We start from the raw sequence: 19,766 nt of genomic DNA on the forward strand, positions 1-19,766 counted from the left end.
ATTAATGCCGCCATTCGCCGCGCCTGGCCGGAATGTCCAGTTCGGACCGCTCTTGCTCGCCGCTACCCACTCTATTCACAGCCCAGACCAATCTCTGTGCCTACGAAGCGCCTCTCTCGACGGTTGCTGCGCTGTTAGCTGCGGTACACTTATGGGCTGCCCATCAAACGGGCTGAAGCCTGCGCTCGCCTTAGCCTTCGACGAAAGGACCACCCTAAAGTTCTCGCTGATTGCCAAATGGCCGAGGTCAAACAGCGTGTGCAGGTCGGCCCGTAGTAGAAGGCCGTTTTGCGGATGGTTCGACTGCGGCCCGCGGTAGGGCGCTATATGGGCTGCCTCCAAGGCCTCTGTGAAGTCACATCCCGAGATACAGCATCGGCCCTCGTAAGCTTCCAGAAGCTCGGCTCTGAACCGGGCTTGGCCACGTCTGCGAGCCACCTGAGAGATGACTTGCTCTCGTAGGTCGTCCTCGGAGGCGGCAACATCGAAGTGTTCTGCCGGATCACTAGCGCTAGTAGCAGCCCGAGCCCGTGCCTGTGCGGCGTCATGCTGCCCAGCGCCAGTGTGTGCCTCCCCGTCGTCCGCGAAGCCTTCTATCGTGAAGTACCCGTTAGTCCAATCGGTAACGAGCCCAAGCCCCAGGACTTCATAGGTAACCCCAGGCTTGGGCTTCCGCTTGATCAAGAAGCCAACAGGTACGCTGTCTTCCATGCAGGCCATGAGCCCACGATTGGTCGCCTCACGGTCTCTTAGAGTAGAGTCTGGGTTCTCCTGGAAGTACTGTGTGACCCAACTCCCATCGGAGCGATACTCGACTTCCTTGTCAGGGTAAGGGCCGTCCGCAAGGGTCCGGACACTGAGCGCATAATGCGTGTAGTGGGGCTTGTAGATGCCCTTAGCCTGGGCGACGAGTCGGGCGTCATTCTCAGCATGGGCTTTGATGTCAGACCAAGAGACTTTATTTCCCTTGCGTGCATTGAACCAGTCTAGGGCTGACCTATGTTCGCCGGAGATTCTGCTTAGTAGGTCGGCAAGGGTGGTCATTGGCCCGCGTTAACCCTTTAGTAATGCACACTCGTGGAATTGATCTTTATGCGTGTATTGAGGTTGGAAGCAAGCGGAACCGTCGAAAGGCACCCAAGTAGTTGGGGTTAAGCCTTCTCCATTCCAGTCAGGGCTGCACAACCGCCGAGAAACGTTACGTAGGTCGGTGTAGATTTTCGCAGCAGGCCAGGCTCTCGGTGGCCGAACCATCTGAAAACAAACCATGATGCTCCACTTGCAAGCTCGCGCGAAAACGGAAAAACTCCGACCGTGCAGGTTGTGCACTTTTCAGAAGGGTAACCAACAATGAAGCTAATGCTCACACTACCGGTCATTGCAATTCTGTCTGCTGGGCAAGCACTTGCCACGCCAATCATGCATGTCGAGCAAGGTGAACTTGTCGAGCACAGTGGTGGCTGCCGCAAGGATTCGCCTGCCGGGCAATGCTGCCATGCCGGCTCCGAGCCATATCACTGCCACTAGGTCCTTTGCTTGAACCACTTTGCCCGCCCCTGGAGTTGGGCGGGCAGACACAACACTTATGATCGTCATTCCCGGTTATCGTTGGCTTAAAGATCATGCCGTAGCTACTTGCCTTGGGCTGATGGCGATTTTGGTGGTCTCCCTTTCTAGCGCGCCATCCGTGAGCGCTGATGCCGTTGCTGGCATTGCGACTGTCATTGACGGTGACACGATTGAAATCCATGGAGGTCGTATCCGCCTACATGCCATCGATGCGATTGAAGCACGTCAAAGCTGCGTACTCCCAGATGGTGCTGAGTGGCGCTGTGGACGCGATGTAGCCTTTGCCTTGGCGGATCGAATCCTGCGTTTGCCTGTCTGGTGCGAAATCCGAAACACGGATCGCTACGGTCGGCTGGTCGGCGTGTGTTATCAGAGTGGCGAAGATCTTAATGCCTGGATGGTAGAGAATGGTTGGGCGGTTGCCTATCAACGCTATGGATTGGACTATGTTGACGAGGAAAAGTCGGCACGTTTCAATCAGAGGGGAATCTGGAAGAGCAGGTTCATGATGCCTTGGGATTGGCGTCGGAAGTGAAGCGTGAAAGCGACAGCCGACTCTCTGGCGGCGGTGGGCGCATTAGAATTTCAAATGCAGTGCGTCGCGAAAAGAAGATACTACGAGTGCACGAAGCGGAAAGGGCGACCGAAAGGCCGCCCCCCCAAAAAATCGCTATTTTGCTTTGCGCGTAAGTGCCTGCTTGGCCTTAATCTCTTCCATAGTCGCGATTACAACCGCGAGGCGTTTCGCGTCTGATGGGTGGGTTCCCCAGAAAGATAGCTGACCGGCTTTTGAACGTGCTGCCTCGTCACGGGCAAAGAACTTCGCTCCTTTGACGGCATCATAACCCGCCCAAGTTGCAATCCGCGTTCCTAGCATGTCGCTTTCGAGTTCATAGGTTTGAGAAAAGGCGCGCTGCCCTACCGCTGCACCAAGTTCCACCGACCTACTCACGTCGTTCGGGTCATAGTAGGTACCAGCTGAGGCAGCCTGGGCGTTAGAGTAGGCAGCAACGGCTCCAAGCAGGAGCGCCCCAGCAATTGCTTGCTGCTGCTGCTTTTGGATGTGTTGCCCGATAAGGTGGCCGTACTCATGACCCATGATGAAGGCGACCTCGTCGTCGCTTTCAGCGTCCTGCAAAATCGGCAGCGAGAAGCGAATCACAGGACTCTTATTCCCCGCTTTCGCATAAGTGAAGTAGGCGTTGCGTTCCTGCATTTCGCGATCAAGTTCAAGGCGGACGTTACAGTCGATTGTTTTGTCTGCCGCTAGTTCGCGTTCGCAGAGTTGTCGAGCCACGGGCTCAACGCGATGGGCAACACGTCGAAATCTGTGTTCCCCGGTTGAAGGGCTCGCGAGTTTGCGTGGTGGTGCAGCCTTCGCATCTGCGAACATCGAACTAGCGCGGCTTGTGACGCTTTCGTCGATCCCTGGAAGGTTGTAGGTCGTGCCACAGGCGGAGAGAAGAATTGCAATTGCCATCGGGGTGGCAATTCGCAGTACACGAGACACGTTCATGCTGTTTAACCTTCTAGTAATGCACGCCCCCTAAACTGATCTTTATGCGTGTGCGGAAGCTAGAAGCAAGCGGAACCGTCGATAGACACCCAAGCCGTTGGGGCCACGTCTTTTCTGCCACTGAAGAGGAAGCCTTAGCCATCTGCAAGGCGACGAGCGGTCAGCCGTTGAATTGGGTGCATGAGAAACACCCAGAGACCGTGTGTCCTGGCATCAAAGGCGAGCGGGTTGTCTGGAAGTACTGAGGGTTTCTCTCTTCGGTTAGCTGCTGCATTGAACACCTCAGGCGGCTATTGGACAGCAGGAAACGGAAAATATGATCAAATCACAGCATCGTGCTTTTCGAAGTGCGCCCTCCACGGGGCGTGAGAGAGGTTACACAAATGGTACATACAAGTAACACAGCCTCGGAGGTGGCGTTGTAAGCGACTGGAAAATAATGGTATTAAAGGTATGTTCGAAACTCTCCGCGCACACCTCATCCGCCATATCATCTAAATATAACTATTAAATTCAATGGCTTGGCTCTGGATGGATATTCTCAATCCCCCATTTTGACCGCCATTCCGATTCCGCATGGCCTTGGGCGCGGCGAAAAAATGTTGCGGTTTATGCCCGCCCAAAGCTCGCAACGGTCCCGAGCCAGCAGGTCACAGGGACTGAACCCACCCCTGGTCGTCCATAGTCACCCCGCCACTGATTTCCTCTGGTTGTTTTGGCCATGTCTGCAAGCCGTGCCCGTCCGCTTTGCGGGACAAACAAGACATCCGAGAGGACACATGCTAAATTGAAATGGTCAGCGTTGCATTCGGAGGTGAGTATCGGGGGCGTTGGATCAGCTTACACAATCGATGCGTGGTCCACAAAATTCCGGAGGAAGTGTCTTGAAAAAGAATGTTCTAATTTCGGGCGCCGGTACGGGGTTAGGTCGAGCGGCGTCGATCGCCTTGGCTAGGAATGGCCATCGTGTATTCGCGACGACTTTTGACGAAATGCAAGCCGAGGAGTTGAAACATTTTGCCGCGTCCAATGCGCTTGAACTGGAGAGTTTCAAACTTGATGTAACTTCGGAGCAAGACCGCGAACAGATTCGTGACATAGAGATCGACGTACTGATCAACAACGCGGGCATCGGATATTCTGGCTCAATCGCTGAAGTTGATGTCGAGCTAGTCAGGGAGAATTTTGAAGTAAACGTGTTTGCGGGCATTGAGTTGACGCAATTGGCCCTTAAGGGAATGATTGCCAGAAGGCGCGGCTCGGTCATATTCATCAGCTCAATTGTGGGAAGAATGTCAGTCCCATTCTTGGGGCCTTACTGTATGACGAAGCATGCGATTGAAGCGGCAGCGGAAGCTCTTCGAGCAGAGATGGATGTACTGGGTGCAAATATTCAGGTGGCTTTGATCGAGCCTGGTCCGTACTACACAGGTTTTAATCAACAGATTATGGGCAACAAGTTCTCTTGGATGAGCCAAGAATCCTACTTCTACGATCAATTGGACTCATTGAAGGCACAGGACGAAGATACATTGAAGGAATTGGAAACCACGGACTTAGGAACCATTGTCGAAAAAATTGTTGCCGCCGCCGAGGCGAAACGTCCAGATTTGCGGTACTTCGCCCCTGAATGGTTGTTGAGAATTGTGAAAGATCACGAGGCCGAAAAATAGGAACAAACTCTCGGTCGAACGTTGGGGCATAGAGTTGTGAAACGTCCACGAGCCAGATTTCTCCCCTGCAATCGTAGCGTTCCAGCCTGTGGGGTCTGGGCAGGGTGCCGATGAATCGATTGCGCCACCTATACCGAACGTGATGACGAAGATGCCAGACAGAAATGGCCTGATGGGCTCGAAGCGGACCAACAGGTTTCGAAACATGGCCATTATTTTGGTGCTGCCCGCTCGGCCCGCCACCGCGCCCAGCGCCGCCGCTGTGCCTCGGCAATCCGGGCGACGCCCTTTGGCGTTCTCGGCCCCGTGCTCTTGCCCCCGTGAAACCGGCACCGCTTCCGGCCCGGCTCAGACTTCGCTCGGCACGGCGTACCTTTGCGCGTCTTGGCTCCGCAGATGAGGCGGCGGTTAACCATCCGGCGCAGCCGTCGCCGCAGCGCCCCCGCGAAATAATGGTCTATGGCGGCAAGCTCCGCCTCGCGGTCTAAGACCCCATATCGCGCGCGTGCGTACTGGTGCGGGGAAATTCGCCAGCCGAACGCCCGCACGATTGCCTGGACGGCATGGGCGAGTGGATTGATTTCCGCTTGCCCTTCCCAATACTGCACCGAGCGATGATGCAGCCCGGCGCGGCGGGCCAGGTCGCGCTGGCTCCACCCACGTTCGAGCCGTTCCCGTTTCAAGTCATCGCCTGTCATGCGTGCCTCGCCTTTGCATTGAACCTCGCCCGCTCTGCCTATGGCTAGATGTAGATATGTCCCAATTATCCGGACAGGCTCGCCGCCGAATTGGCCGAAAGCGTGCGAAAATCTCGGACCGTTGAGCCGCCAGAAGCCCCGTTGACGCTATCACCGTCCGAAATTTCGGGACGGGGTGTGCGGGATATTCGGACGGGGTTCTGTTTTTCCGCCTGCCAGCGCATGAACGATTTGGTCGCGGGTTTGCCATCCCGCGTCGGTTCCTCCTCCAACGCCCACTTCGCCGCCTTGCCGATTCCGGACGGGCCAAGATGCCCGCCCTCCGTCAACCGGATGAAGCCGCGCGCGATCAGGTCTCGGAACGCGGCGTGCGCCGTGTCCTTGCTCACGTTGAGCGCCCGCGCGGCGTCCCGCACCGAGAGGAAGATGTCGCCGTTGTTCGCGCCGTTGAAGCGGCGGCGAAGCTCGATGTAGAGCGCGCGCGGCGTCGGCTTCATCATCGCCCAGGCTTCGCTTGCCTGCACATACTCCGCCAACTGCACATGCCTGCCGGTGCCGCGCTTGCCGTGCTTGTAGGGTTTCTTCGTCATGCCCGCGCCCCCCGCTTGATGCGCTCGGGCAGGGCGTCCAGATCCTCACAGGCGGCCCCGGTTTTTGCATGCCACAGCCGCACGAGGGCCTCTCGGGTGGTGAAGTAGCCCAGCGCCCGCCATCGCGGCGCAGCACGGCCCCCGATGGGGGCCATGCGCTTCTGAAGTATCCACTGAATGCCATCCCGGCAAAGGATGACGCGGTCGCCGTCGCGACGGGCAATGACGCCGTGATAGCCGTCGGCGGTTTCCCGGTGATCAAGGCGCGCCGTCATTCGCAGTTCCCGCCATAGGCCCAGAATGCGACCAGCCGCGCGCTCGGCTCGGGCAGGCCATGCTTGGCCATGATGCGGCGAATCTGCGCCGCAAGACGGGACTGGCGCGTGTCCAATGCGTTGCTCATTCGTGGCCCTCCGGGTTCGAGACGATAAGGGACACGTCGCAAGCGAGCCTGTATCGTGCGTGTCGGCCGCTGTATGCCCCGCTGTGCTCCTCCATCTCGGTGTCAATCGGGACGCCCTTTTGACGGAGCTTGTGGACGTAGCTCGACCACCTGAGCGCCGGGCATTCGAGCGGCGTCACGCCGCGCTGACCGGCCTTGAAAAGCTGATACAGGGTCCAACCCAATCGACCACAGAGTCGGAATGTGCGGGGGCCATCGCCTCCCGAGAGGGTGACGTTCACTTTCATCCGAAAGCCTTTCTATGAAAGGCGCGATGCTGTATGGCTCTATACGTTGACTACAAAGCCCAGCGCCCGCGCCCGTGATTCAGGGGTGTGGGCGTTGGTTTATGCGGCGCTGCGCTGGGCAAGCCATTCCGCAACCTTGCTTTCCGGCCACGCGACGGCGCGGGCGGTCAGCTTGACCGGGCGGGGGAACTCGCCCCTGTACATGAGTTCGTACAATGCGCTGCGGCTGAGGCCGGTGATTTCTTCGACGGCTCGGCGGCGGTAGTGCTTTTCGATCATATGTTGTTCCTCTCTCCGCATTTGAAATTGCGGAATCGATCCATGTTTGCGAGAAAGAGGACGGGTGTCAGGGAGTAGCATTCCGAACCTGTCAGGCCGTCCTTTTGGCTGTTGGCGCAGCCGGGGACGGCCATTTCACTTTCCCAGAAGGTAGCTGCGATTCTGGGAGCGTCCCTTCGAGTCCGAATCTACTGTGGAGCAGGGGGTCGCTTCACGTGTTTTCTCGCAATTCTAGAAAAAAGTGGATCTTGGCGGCACAACCCATAGCGCCGCACGTTCCAATCGCACGAATATCTGGGATGAAATCGGAGCGATTTAGCGGTCGCTTGAATCGGTGAAGCGTCAACCGAGCCGATGGATAGTTGCGTCGGACTTGGCAACGAACCCGGACCAAGTATCCATCATCTTCCGGCGCTTTTCAAAAAGGTTTGAGCGTGCATAGGCAGCTTCGGCCTTGTCCTTGATCGTGTGCGCCAGCGCCGCTTCGGCCACTTCGCGGGGATAGTTCGTCCGCTCCTGCGCCCAGGTCCGGAAGGACGTGCGGAAGCCGTGCACGTCGGCGTCAAAGCCAAGCTCCTTGACCAGCTTCGAAAGCGTCATGTCCGACAGCGGCTTGCCCTTCTTCGTGCCGGGAAAAACGAGCCCGGTCCCGGCATCCAACTTCTGCGCTTCTTCAAGGATGACAATGGCCCGTTTGGAGAGCGGCACAACATGATCGCGCTTCGCCTTCATGCGGCTTGCCGGGATGGTCCAGGAACCGGCCTTCGTGTCGATTTCGTCCCAACGCGCGCCGCGCGCCTCGCCCGAACGGGTCGCAGTCAGAACGAGGAATTCAAGCGCCAACTTCGTTGACGGATCTGCACCCGACGCCTTTACCGCTTCGATGCAGCCCGCAACATCGGCATAGTGAAGCGCCTTGCGGTGCGCCTTTATCTTGTCCTGCTTCGGAAGCGCCTGCGAAATCGCGTCGGCGGGATTGTCGTTGCGCCAGCCCTTTGCCACGGCCCATTTCATCACGGTTCCGATGCGCTGCCGCACCCGCCGGGCGGTCTCGGCCTTGTCGAGCCAGATCGGCGTGAGAACGGCGAGAACGTCGGCGGTCGTCACGTCGGAAACCTTCGTCTTGCCCATGCGCGGGAAGGCATAGGTTTCGAGCGTCGAAATGAACTGCGCGGCGTGCTTTGCGTTGCGCCATGACGGCTTGTGCAGATCGTAGACCTTTCGCGCGGCTTCCTCGAAGGACGGGACTGCCTTTTCTCGCCTCTTTTCGGCAAGCGGATCGCCACCCACGCGCGCCAGCTTGCGGTTTGCGAATGCCGCCTCGCGCGCCTCCGTCAATGAGACCAGAGGGTAAGAGCCAAGCCCCATCTCCGTCCGCTTGCCACGAATAACAATGCGCTGCACCCATCGCCGCGCGCCTGAAGCGTCCACCTTGAGGAACAAGCCGTGGCCGTCGACATACTTGCCCGGCTCTGTCACGGTGCGGACGAAGGCCGCAGAAAGCGCCTTCTCGGGATGCTTCCCGCTCTTTAGGGTAGTCTTAGGGTTATCCGCCATTCCATCCCCCATTCATTTCTGGAATATGGGGGATGCCAGCGGAACCCACAAGACGATTACTAACGCAATTTCAAACCGTTACTGGACGTGTCCGGAATGCTCAGGAACCTATAGGGGCGGACACCTCATCCGCCAGCATCTATGGTATTGACATAAAACTATAACTTTCGACCGGCCGGCATCTTTCCAACCACATCTTCAACCACGCCATTAACGTCCGCAATGCACGCGCGAGCGGGCTTGTTGCGTAGTTCCCGGTTCGCTGTAAAAAAAACAGACAGGTATGCCCGATCAGAATCCTGGGGAAGAGGCCGGGCACCCCTGCCCGCGGGAAACCGGCGCGTAAATTTCGCCTCCCCGCTGCTTGGCACCACCCGGTCAAGCAGGCGCCAAGCATCCCCTCTCCGAATCCAGAGTACCCCCCCGGCGCGGCAATCTTCACAGCGATAACGGGGCGGAAGGGGATGCTCATGTGTAGTAACACCGCCCCATCTGGCCTTCTCGGGAGCGACGCGTCTTTGACGATTTTGACGCCCCCGACGACATAGATGTGCCAAAGTGGATCCGGGATGATCCACAAAGGAGAGTGGTCACTCCACAAGCACCGGGGCTGGAGGAATCCCGGTCTCAGGCCACTCCGGCGCTCAGGCCGCCACCTGCTCGGCCCTCGGGTAAAGCAGCGCCATCGTCGTCCCCCGCGCGACGTTGAGCACCATCAGCGCCGCCCAGAGCCCGTGATTGCCGAAGGCCCCCGGCAGGACCGCGAGCGCCGCGCCATAGATCGCGACCGAGACCAGCATCGCATTGCGCATCTCGCGCGAGAGCGTTGCGCCGATGAAGATGCCGTCGAACATCCAGCTTGCGACGCCGATCACCGGCGCCAGCGCGATCCAGGGCAGGAAGTCGCGCGCGGCAAGGCGCACCTCGGGTGCAGTCGTCATCAGGTCGATGAGCGCGGGCCCCGCGAGCCAGAAACCGGCGCCCAGCGCCAGCGCCCCGCCGATCCCCCATTGGCTCGTCACCACCGCCGCCCGCCTGACCGAGACCGCCGAGCGCGCCCCCACCGCCTGGCCGACCAGCGATTCCGCCGCAAAGGCGAAACCGTCGAGGCCGAAGGCCGTGATCTCGAGGAACTGCAGCAGCACCTGGTTCGCGGCGAGCGTCACGTCGCCGTGGCGGGCACCGAGGAAGACGAAGCTCGTGAACGCTGCCTGCAGCAGCACCGAGCGCACCATGATGTCGCCGTTGACCCGCATCATCCGCGCGAGCCGCGCCCGGTCGAAGACCCGGGCCCAGTCGCGCCACTGGCCGCCCGCGAACGCCCCCCGGCAGAGCCAGAGCCCGAGCCCGAGCCCGGTCCACTCCGCGATCAGCGTCGCCACCGCGACGCCCTCGACGCCCCATCCGAAGCCGAGCACGAAGAGGAAATCGAGCCCGATGTTGAGCCCGTTCATCCAGAACTGCAGCACCAGCACGCTGCGCGTCCGCTCGACCGCGATCAGCCAGCCGGTGACCGCATAAAGCGCGATCGTCGCGGGCGCCCCCCAGATCCGGATCGCGAGATAGGAGCGGGTCAGCGCCTCGACCTCCTCCGAGGCCGGTGCGAGCGCGAAGGCAGCGCGGAACAGGGGCGCCTGCAGCAGGATGAAGACCAGCCCGGCCGCAAGACCGATCATCAGCGCCCGCATTAGCAGGGCTCCGGTCTCGGCCGGATCCCTGCTCCCGTGCGCCTGCGCGACGAGGCCCGAGGTTCCCATCCTGAGAAAGCCGAAGATCCAGTAGATCGAGGCCAGCACCACGGCGCCCACGCCGACCGCGCCGATCGGCGCCGCCTCCCCCAACTGGCCGACCACCCCGGTATCGACGGCGCCGAGCAAGGGAACGGTGGCGTTCGACAGCACGATCGGCAGCGCGATCCTCAGGACGCGCCGGTGGGTGATCTCATCCATCCCCGCGGCCCGGCATCAGGAAATGCCCGGTCGCCTGCGCGAAGAGCCGCGAGCGGTTGTCCTGCCAGGCCTCGACATGGACGCTCGCGTAGCGCCGCCCCGAGCGGTTCACCCGCGCCCGCGCATAGGCGTCGCGCGGCAGGCCGGTGCGCAGGTAGTCGACGGTGAAGTCGATGGTCTTCGGCAGCCGCGGCAGATGCCCGGGATCGAGCGTCCTGGGGTCGAGCCGGCCGCTCTCCATCTCCTCCCAGATCAGCGACCACGACAGTTCGATGATCGAGGCGACCTCGAGAAAGGCCGCCGTCGCCCCGCCGTGAAGTGCCGGCAAGAGCGGATTGCCGATCAGCCGGTCGCCGAAGGGCAAAACGGCGGTCAGCTCGTCGCCGCGGCGCTCGAACTCGATGCCGAGGAACTGGATGAAGGGCACCCCTTGCACGATCGCCCGCAGGGCCGCGTCGCGGCGTTCCTTCACGACCTGAACGGGTTCGGGTTTCGGCCGCTTCGTCATCCCCTTCCCTCCGCGCGTTCGACGGTGAAGGCGCCGGTCGCGGTGGCGACCGGGCGGCTCAGGTCCTCGTCATGGGCGGTGGCGCGGACGAAGGCGACAGTGCGGGTGATGTTGTAGCATTCCGCCCGCGCGGTGATGCGCTGGCCGGGCTTCGCGGGCCGCATGTAGTCGATCCTGAGGTCGATCGTCGCGGTGCCGCCGGGATTGGAGGGATGGCTCATCACCGCCGCCCCGCCGCAGGTATCCATCAGGGCCGAGACCGCGCCACCGTGGATCACCCCTGTCTCCGGGTCGCCGACGATGCGCGCGTCATAGGGCATCGAGATCACCGCCACCCCGTCGCCGATCTCGTCGAGCACCATGCCGAGCGCGCGCGAATAGGGGATCGCCTCGATGAACTGCCGCGCAAGCGCCTGCTTTTGCTCATTCATGCCCTCGCTCCCCGCATCATCCCGCCGGCCGATTTATTGGCGCTCGCCAATTTCGCCGCAAGTGCTATCTTCCCCTTTTCAGAGTAATTCTGAACTGCACAATGCCATTTCCAGACCGGACGTGAGCCCTTCCACCCTGGCCTCTGGCGCCTCGGCCAGCTCCGCCCGCGCCGGCTTTTCCTGGTGCCGGCCCTAGTCGCTTTGGCCATCGCGCCGGGCGGCTTGGCACGCTTGCCCGTCACCTGACCGGACATCTCATCCGAGTTGTATGGCGGTTCTCCTGCGGCTAGGGTCGCGCCAGGAGGACCGCCATGCCGGAAGAGCGCCTGAGCTTCAAGGAGATGTGCGCGCGTTTCGACGTCACGCCGCGCACATTGCGTTACTACGAATACATCGAGCTTCTGGCGCCGCAAAAGGACGGCCGGTCGCGCTTCTACACCCCGCGCGAGGTGGCGCGGATGACGCTGATCCTGCGCGGCCGCCGCTTCGGCTTCAGTCTCGAGGAAATCCGCCAGTGGCTCCTGCTCTACGACGCGAAGGGCACCGACAAGCAGTACCAGGTCTGGATCGACCTCGCCGACCGACAGCTTGCCGAACTTGCCCGCCAACGTGACGAGCTGGACGCGGCCATCGCCGATCTCAAGGCGCTGCGCGACGAGACCGCCAACTCGCTGAAACGCTGATTCCGGGGCCTTCGGCGGCCTAAGAAAATGTCCCTGACGCTGGGGCAATCATTAACGACATTACGTCACGATTTTTCTGACGCCACGTTACAGTGACGTGCGCGTAAGCTTCACTTGTATGGTGTGGGCAACTGACCAATTTCCCGTACCATGACGTTACGACAACCATGGGACGGCGACCGATGACAGATGCACTGATGACCATTCGAGAAATGTGCGAGACCTTCGATGTGACCCCGCGGACGCTTCGCTTCTACGAGGCGAAGGAGCTTCTGTACCCGATCCGCGACGGCCAGAAACGGCTCTTTACCCGGCGCGACCGCGGCCGGCTCAAGCTGATCCTGCGCGGCAAGCGCTTCGGCTTCAGCCTCGAGGATATCCGCCAGCTTCTCGATCTGTACGACATGGACGCCCAGCACCAGCTCCAGATCCGCGAGGTCGTGGCCAAATCGCGCGAGCGGCTCGCCGAGATGCGGCGCCAGCGCGACGACCTCGATGTCCTCATCTCGGAACTCGCCGAGATGATCGAGATGGGCGACCGGCTAATGGCCGAGAAGGCCGCTATTACCGAATAACAACCCTGAGAGAGACCCGACATGAGCTACACGGCACCGACCCGCGACATGCAATTCGTCCTGAACGAGGTTCTGGAGGTCTCGTCGAGCGACGTGCCGGGCTACGGCGAGCTCGAGCCGGATTTCACCTCGGCGATCCTCGAAGAGGCGGGCAGGCTCGCCCGCGACGTGCTGGCCCCTCTCAACGCGAGCGGCGACCGCGAGGGCTGCCGGCTTGAGAATGGCGTCGTCTACACGCCCGAGGGCTTCAAGGCGGCGTTCGAGGCGATGAAGGCGGGCGGCTGGAACGGGCTCGACCTGCCCGAGGAATACGGCGGGCAGAACCTGCCGACGATCATGTATACGGCGGTGGGCGAGATCTTCGTCTCCGCCAACATGGCCTTCAACATGTACCAGGGCCTGACCCACGGCGCGGTCGGCACGATCCTCGCCCACGGCACCGAGGCGCAGAAGGCGACCTATGCGCCGAAGATGATCAGCCTCGACTGGACCGGCACGATGAACCTGACCGAGCCGCATTGCGGCACCGATCTCGGCCAGATCCGCACGAAGGCCGAGCCGCAGGGCGACGGCAGCTACCTGATCACCGGTCAGAAGATCTTCATCTCGGCGGGCGACCACGACATGGCCGAGAACGTCGTGCATCTCGTCCTCGCCAAGGCGCCGGGCGGCGGCGAGGGCACCAGGGGCATCTCGCTCTTCATCGTGCCGAAGTTCCTCGTGAACGAGGACGGCTCGCTCGGGGCGCGCAACGGCGTCTCGGTCGGCAAGATCGAGGAGAAGATGGGCATCCACGGCAACGCCACCTGCGTGATGAACTACGACGGTGCCGTGGGCTATCTTCTCGGCGATCTGCACCGGGGCATGTCGGCGATGTTCACGATGATGAACGAGGCGCGGCTCGCGGTCGGCATCCAGGGCTACGCGGTGGCCGAGCCCGCCTACCAGGCGGCCGTCGCCTATGCCAGGGAGCGGCTCCAGGGCCGCGCCGTGACCGGGGCCGAGAACCCCTCAGGCCCGGCCGACCCGCTGATCGTCCATCCCGACATCCGCCGCAACCTGATGGACCAGCGGAGCTTCCTCGAGGGCGCGCGGGCCTTCGTCCTCTGGGGGGCGGCGCTTCTCGACCGCGCCCACCGGACCGGCGACGCGGCGGCCGAGGGGTTGATCTCGCTCCTCACGCCAGTGATCAAGGGGTTCCTGACCGACAAGGGTTTCGAGGCGGCGGTGAACGCCCAGCAGGTCTTCGGCGGCCACGGCTATATCGAGGAACAGGGCATGTCGCAGTTCGCCCGCGACGCCCGGATCACCATGATCTACGAGGGCGCGAACGGCGTTCAGGCGCTCGACCTCGTCGGCCGCAAGCTCGCGGCCGATGGCGGCAAGCCGGTGATGGCCTTCTTCGAGATGGTGAAGGGCTTCATCAAGGAGAACGAGGGCGACGAGGCGCTGGCCGCCGACTTCCTCGAACCCCTGAAGGCCGCCTCCAAGGATCTTCAGGCCGCGGGCATGTATTTCATGGCCGAGGGCATGAAGAACCCCAACGCGGCGCTGTCCGGCTCCTACGACTTCATGCATCTCTTCGGCCATGTCTGCCTCGGCCTGATGTGGGCCCGCTCCGCCAAGGCAGCGCAGGCCGCGCTCGCGAACGGCGCCTCCGACGGCGCCTTCTACGAGGCCAAGCTCGCGACCGGGCGCTACTACATGGCACGCCAGCTGCCGCTGACCGCGACCCATCTCGCGCGGATCCGCTCGGGTGCCGAACCTGTGATGACCCTGCCCGCGGAGGCGTTCTAAGCTTTCGCCGAAGACCTCGTACACGACCGGGCGCCCGCCGGGGGCGGGCGCCTCCCACGCCGGAGACGAGAATGCCGAAACGCCTGCGCCTGACCCGCCGCTTCCCCGCCGCGATGACCAACGACGCCTACCGCAGGCTCACCCGTTTCGCGGCGGAAACCGGGCTGACGACCGACGAGGCGCTGACCTTCGTCTTCGAGCATTTCGGCAGCGTGACGGACCCCGAGACGCTCGGCCACCGTCTGCGGCTCTTCAAGGCCGGGCTCGAGGACCGGCAGGCGTGAGGCGCGGGATGGAGAGGGTGGAATGGGTATTTGGACAATGAAGAAGCAGAAGGCGCGCCCCGGCTTCCCCGCCGCCCCGACCGATGCGGGTGCTTCTCGGGAAAACCGGGGCGACTTCTCCATTGGCGGTCATCGGCTCCCCAGCCTGTACCGCACGGAAAGGGTCGCCCGATTCTGGTTAACAACCCGTTCTTCTTCATTGCGGAAATACCCCGCGGGGGTGTGGGGGCGCGAAGCCCCCACTCCCGCCGCCAGCCAAGGGAGCGCGGCATGACGGCGAAACTCCACTGCTTCGGCGAGAGCGGCAATGCCTACAAGGCCGCGCTGACGCTCGAACTGTCGGGCTATGACTGGGAACCGGTCTTCGTCGATTTCTTCAACGGCGCGACCCGCAGCCCGGAGTTCCGAAAGCTCAACGTGATGGGCGAGGTGCCGGTCTTCGAGGAGGAGGCCACGGTGATCAGCCAGTCCGGCGCGATCATGTACCACGCCGTGACCCGGACCGGCCGGCTCGGCGGCGCCGCGGGCGAGGCAGAAGAGGTGCTGCGCTGGGTGCTCTGGGACAATCACAAGATGTCCTCCCAGGCCGGCACCACCCGCTTCCTGATGAATTTCCTGCCCGAGGCGAAGCGCCCGAAGGAGGTCATCGCCTTCCTGCAGGCGCGCCTGAAAACCGCCTGCGCAACGCTCGACACCCATCTGAAGTCGCGCGACTGGATCGTCGGCGCGGGCCCGACCATCGCCGACATCTCGGCCTGCGGCTACCTCTACTATCCCGAGCCCTTCGGCTTCGCGCGGAAGGATTGGCCCGAAATCGACCGCTGGCTGGGCAACATCTCCGCCCTGCCCGGCTGGAAGCACCCCTATGACCTGATGCCCGGCAATCCCGCCGACCGGGCGCCGAACTGACCGGAGGACTTTATGACCGAAGCCTTTATCTACGACGCCGTCCGCTCGCCCCGCGGCAAGGGCCGCGCCGATGGCAGCCTGCACGAGGTGACTTCCGTCGCGCTCTCGGCGAAGATCCTGAACGCGGTGAAGGAGCGCAACGGGCTCGACGGCCACGCGGTCGAGGACGTGATCTGGGGCAATGTCACGCAGGTGGGCGAACAGGGCGGCTGCCTCGCGCGCTCCGCCGTCCTGCTCTCCGATCTCGACGAGCGCATTCCCGGCCTCGCCATCAACCGCTTCTGCGCCTCCGGCATGGAGGCGGTGAACCTCGCCGCCAACCAGGTGAAGGGCGGCGCCGGCCAAGCTTACATCGCCGGCGGGGTCGAGATGATGGGCCGCGTCGCGATGGGCTCGGACGGGGCGGCGATCGCCGTCGATCCGAGCCTCGCGATGAAGACCTATTTCGTACCGCAGGGCATCTCGGCCGACATCATCGCGACGGAATACGGCTTCACCCGCGACGAGGCCGACGCACTTGCCGTGGAATCTCAAAATCGCGCCGCAAAGGCTTGGGAAAACAAGCGTTTTGCGAAGTCCATCGTGACGATCCGCGACCAGAACGGGCTGCCGATTCTCGACCATGACGAATACATGCGCCCCGGCACCGACATGCAGACCCTCGGCGCCCTCAAGGCGAGCTTCCGGGACATGGGCGAGGTCATGCCCGGCTTCGACAAGATCGCGCTGATGAAATATCCCCATCTGGAGCGGATCAACCACATCCACCATGCCGGCAACTCCTCCGGCATCGTCGACGGCGCGGCCGCGCTCCTCATCGGCAACGGGGAGTTCGGCGCGGCGCACGGGCTGAAACCCCGCGCCCGGATCCGAGCGACCGCGAAGATCGGCACCGATCCGACGATCATGCTGACGGGCCCCGTTCCGGTGACGGAAAAGATCCTGAAGGACTCGGGCATGAAGGTCTCCGACATCGACCTTTTCGAGGTGAACGAGGCCTTCGCCTCGGTCGTCCTGCGCTTCATGCAGGCCTTCGACGTGGACAGCTCGAAGGTCAACGTCAACGGCGGCTCGATCGCGATGGGGCATCCCCTCGGCGCTACCGGCGCGATCATCATCGGAACGCTTCTGGACGAGCTCGAACGCTCCGGCAAAGGCACCGGTCTCGCCACGCTCTGCATCGCCTCCGGCATGGGCGCGGCCACCATCATCGAGCGGGTCTGACCGATGCCCGTCACCGCCCGGACCACCCCCCACCCTCTCCCTCCCCACGAGGGGGAGGGAAGCGCACACCCCGACGCTCTCGCCTCCCCTCCCCCTCGTGGGGAGGGGATGGGGGCGGGGGGCCGCCTTTCCGACAGGAGTTGAGCCATGCCCGTGATCGACAAGTCGAAGGTTCCGGTCAAGACCGGCTCCATCTACCCCGAGCCCTATGCCTGTCAGATGGCGGGGCGCTCCTCGCTCCGCCTCGGCGACGCGGGCGGGCTGACCCAGTTCGGCGCGAACGAGGTGATCCTCGCGCCCGGCGCCCTCTCGTCTTTGCGCCACTGGCACCACCGCGAGGATGAGTTCGTGATGGTTACAGAAGGCGAATGCACGCTCGTGCAGGACGCGGGCGAGACGGTGATGCGGGTGGGCGACTGCGCGGCCTTCCCGGCCGGCGACCCGAACGGCCATCACTTCATCAACCGGACCGACCGGGAGGCACGGTTCCTCGTGATCGGCTCCCGCATGAACCCCGAAAAAGCCACCTATTCCGATGTCGATCTGGAAGTGGAGCTGAAGGACGGCAAGGCGACCTTCACCCACAAGGACGGCACGCCCTACCAGGGAGACAGAACATGAGCGACTTCACCTATTCCGTGGACGCCGACGGCGTCGCCACCCTCACCTGGGACGTGCCCGGCAAGTCGATGAACGTGATGACCCGCGAGGCCTTCGGGCTGGTCGACGAGATGGTCGACAAGGCCCTGTCCGACGACAAGGTCAAGGGCATCATCATCACCTCCGGAAAGAAGGACTTCGCCGGAGGCATGGACCTCAACGTACTCGCCTCGATCCGCGAGGAGGCGGGTGACGATCCGGCGCAGGCGCTCTTCGATTTCACCATGTCGGGCCACCATATCCTGCGAAAGCTCGAACACGCCGGGATGGATCCCAAGACCCTCAAGGGCGGCAAGCCCGTGGTCTGCGCCATCCCCGGCACCTGCGCGGGGATCGGCACCGAGGTGGCGCTCGCCTGTCACCGCCGGATCATGGCGGACAATCCGAAGGCGAAGATCGGCCTGCCCGAGATCCTCGTCGGCCTCTTCCCCGGCGGCGGCGGCACCACCCGATTTTCCCGCATGGTCGGCGCGATGGCGGCGGCACCGGTGCTCCTGGAAGGCAAGATGCTCGATCCGAAGAAGGCCAAGGCCTCCGGGCTGATCGACGAGGTCGTGGCGCCGGAAGACCTCCTGAAGCGCGCCAAGGAATGGGTGCTCGTGGCGACCGACGCCGAGATCGTCAAGCCCTGGGACCAGAAGGGCTGGAAGATGCCGGGGGGTGCCCCCTACCACCCGGCGGGCTTCATGACCTTCGTCGGTGCGAGCGCGATGGTGCTCGGCAAGACGCAAGGCGTCTACCCGGCGGCCAAGGCGCTTCTTTCGGCGGTCTACGAGGGCGCGATGGTGCCCTTCGACACCGCGCTGAAGATCGAGGCGCGCTGGTTCACGCAAATCCTGATGAACCCCTCGTCGTCGGCCATGATCCGGTCGCTGTTCCTCAACAAGGAGGCCTTGGAGAAGGGCGCGAACCGGCCCGCCGTCGCGGACCAGAAGGTGGCGAAGGTCGGCGTGCTCGGCGCCGGCATGATGGGCGCGGGCATCGCCTATGTCTCGGCCAATGCCGGCATCGAGGTGGTGCTGATCGACGCGAGCCAGGAATCCGCCGACAGGGGCAAGGCCTATTCCGACGGGCTTCTCGACAAGGGCATGAAGCGGGGCAAGGTCACGGCGGAGAAGAAGGCCGAGGTGCTCGGCCGGATCACCGCCACCAACGACTACGCCGCGCTTGCCGGCTGCGACCTCATCGTCGAGGCGGTGTTCGAGGACATGGGCGTGAAGGCAGAGGTGACGGCCAAGGCCGAGGCGGTGATCCCCGAAGGCGCGGTCTTCGCCACCAACACCTCGACGCTGCCGATCACGGACCTCGCGAAGGCCTCGACGCGGCCCGGGCAGTTCATCGGCATCCACTTCTTCTCGCCGGTCGACAAGATGATGCTGGTGGAGATCATCAAGGGCAAGGAGACCGGCGACGTCGCGGTGGCCAAGGCGCTCGATTTCGTGCGCCAGATCCGCAAGACCCCGATCGTCGTCAACGACGCGCGCTTCTTCTACGCCAACCGCTGCATCATCCCCTACATCAACGAGGGCATCCGCATGGTGGCCGAGGGGGTGGAGCCGGCGCTGGTCGAGAACGCGGCCAAGCTCCTCGGCTTCCCGCTCGGGCCCTTGCAGCTTGTCGACGAGACCTCGATCGACCTCGGCGTGAAGATCGCGAAGGCGACGAAGGCGGCGATGGGCGCGGCCTACCCCGACAGCGCAGTCGACGAGGTGCTCTTCGCGATGGCCGACAAGGGGCGCTTGGGCCGCAAGGCGGGTGCCGGGTTCTATGCCTATGACGACAAGGGCGGCCGCACCGGGCTCTGGGAGGGGCTCGCGGCGAGCTGGCCCGTCGCCGGGGCGCAGCCGGACCTGACCCAGGTCCAGCACCGGCTGATGATGGCGCAGGTGCTGGAGGCGGTGCGGGCGCTGGAAGAGGGCGTGCTCGAGGATATCCGCGAGGGCGATGTCGGCGCGATCCTCGGCTGGGGCTTCGCGCCCTGGTCGGGCGGGCCGTTCTCCTGGCTGGACATGATCGGGGCGGAGCGGGCGGTCGCGATCTGCGAAGGGCTCGAGGCGGCGCATGGCGCGCGGTTCGGAGCACCGAAGCTGCTGCGGGACATGGCGGCGAAGGGCGAGGGCTTCTACGGGCGCTTCGCTTCGGAGGCCAGCGCCGCCTGAGAGGGCGAAGCCGGG

At 62.9% G+C, this 19,766-nt stretch carries 22 protein-coding genes; 10 read left to right on the forward strand and 12 right to left on the reverse strand.

What is annotated here, in order from left to right; translation table 11 throughout:
* Positions 1-75: 75 nt before the first annotated feature.
* The gene (locus R5H32_RS03460) at positions 76-1,044 is read right to left on the reverse strand and encodes an HNH endonuclease (RefSeq protein WP_318337280.1); all 969 of its coding nucleotides are present in this window, start codon (positions 1,042-1,044) and stop codon (positions 76-78) included.
* A gap of 541 nt (positions 1,045-1,585) precedes the next feature.
* Here R5H32_RS03460 and R5H32_RS03465 point away from each other — a divergent pair.
* A complete protein-coding gene (locus R5H32_RS03465) occupies positions 1,586-2,104 on the forward strand; it encodes a thermonuclease family protein (RefSeq protein WP_318337281.1) in 519 nt (172 codons plus the stop codon).
* Positions 2,105-2,239: 135 nt separating this feature from the next.
* Here R5H32_RS03465 and R5H32_RS03470 read toward each other — a convergent pair whose 3' ends face one another.
* Positions 2,240-3,085, reverse strand: a complete 846-nt coding sequence (locus tag R5H32_RS03470) for a M48 family metalloprotease (RefSeq protein ID WP_318337282.1) — start codon at positions 3,083-3,085, stop codon at positions 2,240-2,242.
* A gap of 884 nt (positions 3,086-3,969) precedes the next feature.
* Between R5H32_RS03470 and R5H32_RS03475 the strand changes: the two genes are divergently transcribed.
* A complete protein-coding gene (locus R5H32_RS03475) occupies positions 3,970-4,758 on the forward strand; it encodes an SDR family NAD(P)-dependent oxidoreductase (RefSeq protein ID WP_318337283.1) in 789 nt (262 codons plus the stop codon).
* Positions 4,759-4,970: 212 nt separating this feature from the next.
* On the opposite strand, the gene R5H32_RS03480 is transcribed toward R5H32_RS03475, so the two are convergent.
* The 10 genes from R5H32_RS03480 to R5H32_RS03520 form a co-directional block, all read right to left on the reverse strand.
* Positions 4,971-5,456, reverse strand: a complete 486-nt coding sequence (locus tag R5H32_RS03480; protein WP_318337284.1) for a helix-turn-helix transcriptional regulator — start codon at positions 5,454-5,456, stop codon at positions 4,971-4,973.
* Positions 5,457-5,521: 65 nt separating this feature from the next.
* On the reverse strand, positions 5,522-5,956 hold the full coding sequence (locus R5H32_RS03485; protein WP_318337285.1) for a hypothetical protein: 435 nt from the start codon (positions 5,954-5,956) through the stop codon (positions 5,522-5,524).
* An 86-nt stretch (positions 5,957-6,042) separates the two neighbouring features.
* The gene (locus R5H32_RS03490) at positions 6,043-6,321 is read right to left on the reverse strand and encodes a hypothetical protein (protein ID WP_318337286.1); all 279 of its coding nucleotides are present in this window, start codon (positions 6,319-6,321) and stop codon (positions 6,043-6,045) included.
* Positions 6,318-6,449, reverse strand: a complete 132-nt coding sequence (locus R5H32_RS03495) for a hypothetical protein (RefSeq protein WP_318337287.1) — start codon at positions 6,447-6,449, stop codon at positions 6,318-6,320. The genes R5H32_RS03490 and R5H32_RS03495 overlap by 4 nt, the downstream gene beginning before the upstream one ends.
* Complete coding sequence (locus R5H32_RS20960; RefSeq protein WP_412098986.1) at positions 6,446-6,736, reverse strand: hypothetical protein; 291 nt, start codon at positions 6,734-6,736, stop codon at positions 6,446-6,448. The genes R5H32_RS03495 and R5H32_RS20960 overlap by 4 nt, the downstream gene beginning before the upstream one ends.
* Positions 6,737-6,835: 99 nt before the next feature.
* A complete protein-coding gene (locus R5H32_RS03500; protein WP_318337288.1) occupies positions 6,836-7,015 on the reverse strand; it encodes a helix-turn-helix transcriptional regulator in 180 nt (59 codons plus the stop codon).
* A gap of 342 nt (positions 7,016-7,357) precedes the next feature.
* Complete coding sequence (locus R5H32_RS03505; RefSeq protein WP_318337289.1) at positions 7,358-8,584, reverse strand: tyrosine-type recombinase/integrase; 1,227 nt, start codon at positions 8,582-8,584, stop codon at positions 7,358-7,360.
* A gap of 632 nt (positions 8,585-9,216) precedes the next feature.
* On the reverse strand, positions 9,217-10,521 hold the full coding sequence (locus tag R5H32_RS03510; RefSeq protein ID WP_318337290.1) for an MATE family efflux transporter: 1,305 nt from the start codon (positions 10,519-10,521) through the stop codon (positions 9,217-9,219).
* Entirely contained in the window at positions 10,514-11,029 is a 516-nt protein-coding gene (locus R5H32_RS03515; RefSeq protein ID WP_318337291.1) for a PaaI family thioesterase, read from the reverse strand. Before R5H32_RS03515 ends, R5H32_RS03510 begins: the two co-directional genes overlap by 8 nt.
* Entirely contained in the window at positions 11,026-11,460 is a 435-nt protein-coding gene (locus tag R5H32_RS03520; RefSeq protein ID WP_318337292.1) for a PaaI family thioesterase, read from the reverse strand. Before R5H32_RS03520 ends, R5H32_RS03515 begins: the two co-directional genes overlap by 4 nt.
* A gap of 311 nt (positions 11,461-11,771) precedes the next feature.
* Here R5H32_RS03520 and R5H32_RS03525 point away from each other — a divergent pair, with 311 nt between their 5' ends.
* From R5H32_RS03525 to R5H32_RS03560, 8 genes are all read left to right on the forward strand, one after another.
* Complete coding sequence (locus tag R5H32_RS03525; protein ID WP_318337293.1) at positions 11,772-12,143, forward strand: MerR family DNA-binding transcriptional regulator; 372 nt, start codon at positions 11,772-11,774, stop codon at positions 12,141-12,143.
* Between the two features lie 182 nt (positions 12,144-12,325).
* A complete protein-coding gene (locus tag R5H32_RS03530) occupies positions 12,326-12,718 on the forward strand; it encodes a MerR family DNA-binding transcriptional regulator (RefSeq protein WP_318337294.1) in 393 nt (130 codons plus the stop codon).
* Positions 12,719-12,739: 21 nt separating this feature from the next.
* Positions 12,740-14,515: an acyl-CoA dehydrogenase C-terminal domain-containing protein gene (locus R5H32_RS03535; protein WP_318337295.1), complete on the forward strand. Its 1,776-nt coding sequence runs from the start codon at positions 12,740-12,742 to the stop codon at positions 14,513-14,515.
* 71 nt (positions 14,516-14,586) lie between these two features.
* Positions 14,587-14,799 carry a hypothetical protein gene (locus R5H32_RS03540; RefSeq protein WP_318337296.1) on the forward strand — a complete coding sequence of 71 codons (213 nt, stop codon included), beginning with the start codon at positions 14,587-14,589 and terminating at the stop codon, positions 14,797-14,799.
* Positions 14,800-15,069: 270 nt separating this feature from the next.
* Positions 15,070-15,708, forward strand: a complete 639-nt coding sequence (locus R5H32_RS03545) for a glutathione S-transferase (RefSeq protein ID WP_318337297.1) — start codon at positions 15,070-15,072, stop codon at positions 15,706-15,708.
* 12 nt (positions 15,709-15,720) lie between these two features.
* Entirely contained in the window at positions 15,721-16,932 is a 1,212-nt protein-coding gene (locus R5H32_RS03550) for an acetyl-CoA C-acetyltransferase (protein ID WP_318337298.1), read from the forward strand.
* Positions 16,933-17,079: 147 nt separating this feature from the next.
* Positions 17,080-17,553, forward strand: coding sequence for a cupin domain-containing protein (locus R5H32_RS03555; protein WP_318337299.1), 474 nt, complete (start codon positions 17,080-17,082; stop codon positions 17,551-17,553).
* On the forward strand, positions 17,550-19,751 hold the full coding sequence (locus R5H32_RS03560) for a 3-hydroxyacyl-CoA dehydrogenase NAD-binding domain-containing protein (protein ID WP_318337300.1): 2,202 nt from the start codon (positions 17,550-17,552) through the stop codon (positions 19,749-19,751). Before R5H32_RS03555 ends, R5H32_RS03560 begins: the two co-directional genes overlap by 4 nt.
* Positions 19,752-19,766: the final 15 nt, after the last annotated feature.

The organism is Defluviimonas sp. D31 (genome assembly GCF_033436765.1).
GTDB lineage: Bacteria > Pseudomonadota > Alphaproteobacteria > Rhodobacterales > Rhodobacteraceae > Albidovulum.

What these genes read in the sequence shown, in the direction of transcription:
- R5H32_RS03460 (WP_318337280.1), bottom strand. Translation starts at nt 1,044, where the DNA reads ATGACCACCCTTGCCGACCTACTAAGCAGAATCTCCGGCGAACATAGG.
- R5H32_RS03465 (WP_318337281.1), top strand. Translation starts at nt 1,586, where the DNA reads ATGATCGTCATTCCCGGTTATCGTTGGCTTAAAGATCATGCCGTAGCT.
- R5H32_RS03470 (WP_318337282.1), bottom strand. Translation starts at nt 3,085, where the DNA reads ATGAACGTGTCTCGTGTACTGCGAATTGCCACCCCGATGGCAATTGCA.
- R5H32_RS03480 (WP_318337284.1), bottom strand. Translation starts at nt 5,456, where the DNA reads ATGACAGGCGATGACTTGAAACGGGAACGGCTCGAACGTGGGTGGAGC.
- R5H32_RS03485 (WP_318337285.1), bottom strand. Translation starts at nt 5,956, where the DNA reads ATGATGAAGCCGACGCCGCGCGCGCTCTACATCGAGCTTCGCCGCCGC.
- R5H32_RS03490 (WP_318337286.1), bottom strand. Translation starts at nt 6,321, where the DNA reads ATGACGGCGCGCCTTGATCACCGGGAAACCGCCGACGGCTATCACGGC.
- R5H32_RS03495 (WP_318337287.1), bottom strand. Translation starts at nt 6,449, where the DNA reads ATGAGCAACGCATTGGACACGCGCCAGTCCCGTCTTGCGGCGCAGATT.
- R5H32_RS20960 (WP_412098986.1), bottom strand. Translation starts at nt 6,736, where the DNA reads ATGAAAGTGAACGTCACCCTCTCGGGAGGCGATGGCCCCCGCACATTC.
- R5H32_RS03500 (WP_318337288.1), bottom strand. Translation starts at nt 7,015, where the DNA reads ATGATCGAAAAGCACTACCGCCGCCGAGCCGTCGAAGAAATCACCGGC.
- R5H32_RS03505 (WP_318337289.1), bottom strand. Translation starts at nt 8,584, where the DNA reads ATGGGGGATGGAATGGCGGATAACCCTAAGACTACCCTAAAGAGCGGG.
- R5H32_RS03510 (WP_318337290.1), bottom strand. Translation starts at nt 10,521, where the DNA reads ATGGATGAGATCACCCACCGGCGCGTCCTGAGGATCGCGCTGCCGATC.
- R5H32_RS03515 (WP_318337291.1), bottom strand. Translation starts at nt 11,029, where the DNA reads ATGACGAAGCGGCCGAAACCCGAACCCGTTCAGGTCGTGAAGGAACGC.
- R5H32_RS03520 (WP_318337292.1), bottom strand. Translation starts at nt 11,460, where the DNA reads ATGAATGAGCAAAAGCAGGCGCTTGCGCGGCAGTTCATCGAGGCGATC.
- R5H32_RS03525 (WP_318337293.1), top strand. Translation starts at nt 11,772, where the DNA reads ATGCCGGAAGAGCGCCTGAGCTTCAAGGAGATGTGCGCGCGTTTCGAC.
- R5H32_RS03530 (WP_318337294.1), top strand. Translation starts at nt 12,326, where the DNA reads ATGACAGATGCACTGATGACCATTCGAGAAATGTGCGAGACCTTCGAT.
- R5H32_RS03535 (WP_318337295.1), top strand. Translation starts at nt 12,740, where the DNA reads ATGAGCTACACGGCACCGACCCGCGACATGCAATTCGTCCTGAACGAG.
- R5H32_RS03540 (WP_318337296.1), top strand. Translation starts at nt 14,587, where the DNA reads ATGCCGAAACGCCTGCGCCTGACCCGCCGCTTCCCCGCCGCGATGACC.
- R5H32_RS03545 (WP_318337297.1), top strand. Translation starts at nt 15,070, where the DNA reads ATGACGGCGAAACTCCACTGCTTCGGCGAGAGCGGCAATGCCTACAAG.
- R5H32_RS03550 (WP_318337298.1), top strand. Translation starts at nt 15,721, where the DNA reads ATGACCGAAGCCTTTATCTACGACGCCGTCCGCTCGCCCCGCGGCAAG.
- R5H32_RS03555 (WP_318337299.1), top strand. Translation starts at nt 17,080, where the DNA reads ATGCCCGTGATCGACAAGTCGAAGGTTCCGGTCAAGACCGGCTCCATC.
- R5H32_RS03560 (WP_318337300.1), top strand. Translation starts at nt 17,550, where the DNA reads ATGAGCGACTTCACCTATTCCGTGGACGCCGACGGCGTCGCCACCCTC.